At 72.4% G+C, this 1,444-nt stretch carries 2 protein-coding genes; both read right to left on the reverse strand.

The features are described from left to right. Positions 1 to 57: 57 nt before the first annotated feature. Complete coding sequence (locus GA0115259_RS34095) at positions 58 to 696, reverse strand: endonuclease domain-containing protein (protein ID WP_161230544.1); 639 nt, start codon at positions 694 to 696, stop codon at positions 58 to 60. A 643-nt stretch (positions 697 to 1,339) separates the two neighbouring features. Next, on the reverse strand, positions 1,340 to 1,444 hold a 105-nt coding region (locus tag GA0115259_RS34100; protein WP_345941061.1), incomplete at its 5' end, for a TrmH family RNA methyltransferase.

A 1,444-nucleotide genomic window follows, 5' to 3' on the forward strand; every position in this document is an offset into this window, starting at 1 on the left:
CGGGGGGCGACGGGCCGGGCACGGCGGAGCGCGAGCGCGGCGGAGCGGCTCGCGAGATCAGATCTTCCGCCCGTACACGGCGCGAGCGTCGCCGGTGAAATGCCTGGCCAGACCGCGCGGGCAGGGGCTGTTCACTCCGTCGTCGGGCTCGAAGGTCATCAGGACGATTTGCCGGGGCACGGCGTCCTGACGCAGACAGAAGTGGCGCTCCGCCTCCTCCATGTCCACCAGGGGACCGATCTTCGTCCACTGCCTGGCATGGAAAGCCACGACCGCCTCGGCCTGGTGCTCGGTCCAGTACACGTACATGGTCGGCAGGAGCCGGCGCAGCCGCCGCAGGCCGTCCGCGTACTCCTCGTCGGTCATGCCCAGATAGGACAGCTCCCCCAGGTACCAGGCCAGCGCCGCCACGCCTCCGGCCTCGACCCGCCAGTGCAGATACGCCGCCTGGTTCTGCATCATCCGGCCGGGCACGCGCAGCGCCGCCTCCATCGACCCCAGCCAGCTGTTGCAGCTGCGGCACACCGCGCCGCGGACCCGGCCCGTGGCCACGTCGTGGTCGACGGCCGCCGATGGGCGGCGTCGGCACAGCTCGCAGTCGGGGTGCCGCTGGAGCAGCCGGGACCGCTCAGCGTGGGACATTCGCGCGTACACCAGCTCCGGGTCTCGGCGGGCCTGCCACTGCTGGGTCGGCACCACCGGGACCGGGACCGCCCGGGCCGGATGCGGCGGTCGCAGGGACCCGGCGGCCGTGGCCCCTTGACCACCTCGAACGGGCGGACCGTCCTCGGCGGCGCCGGGGCCGGGCCGGGAACTGACGCTCGGCGTGGGAGGAACCGGAGGTTGTGGAGCAGGCAGTGCGGGCGCGGCGACGTGCCCCCGGCCCCACCGCGCCATCAGACCGGTCACCCGGGCCCGCACCTTCATCGCCGCCTCCCACCAGCACGTTACGAGCCCGACGGCCACCCGGAACAGGGCGCACTCCCAGCCGGCCCGCGCGCCCCTGCCCGCAGCGGGTGCGGGACGGCCGAAGATCCGGATTCGGTGGCGGCGCGAGCCTCGCCTTCAACTCGGCATCCTGCGACAGCGACTGCCAGAACGCCGGCAGATCGTGAGCCAGACCCGCCGACCTGCATCCCGGGCACTCGGTAGCCACTTGCCCCCCATTCGTCGACGTCACAGCGTCGCAGCGAAAGAAAAACTGGAGCAGCCAGAAACGAGACAACGGCCGGTAGGTAACCGGCCGTTGTCCAGAATGCGCGCGGTGTCTGCCGCGCCGCGCCCAGGGCCAGGCGATGCGAGCTTCACACGGAAGCTGGCGTGATTCCGGAGAACGGCCTCATGCCCGGTGGCGTGCCGCCTCGTACAGCACCACTCCGGCCGCGACCCCCGCGTTCAGCGACTCGGCGCCGCCCGGCATCGGGATCCGTACCCGGAAGTCACA

This window comes from Streptomyces sp. MnatMP-M17 (assembly GCF_900091995.1).
Lineage (GTDB): Bacteria > Actinomycetota > Actinomycetes > Streptomycetales > Streptomycetaceae > Streptomyces.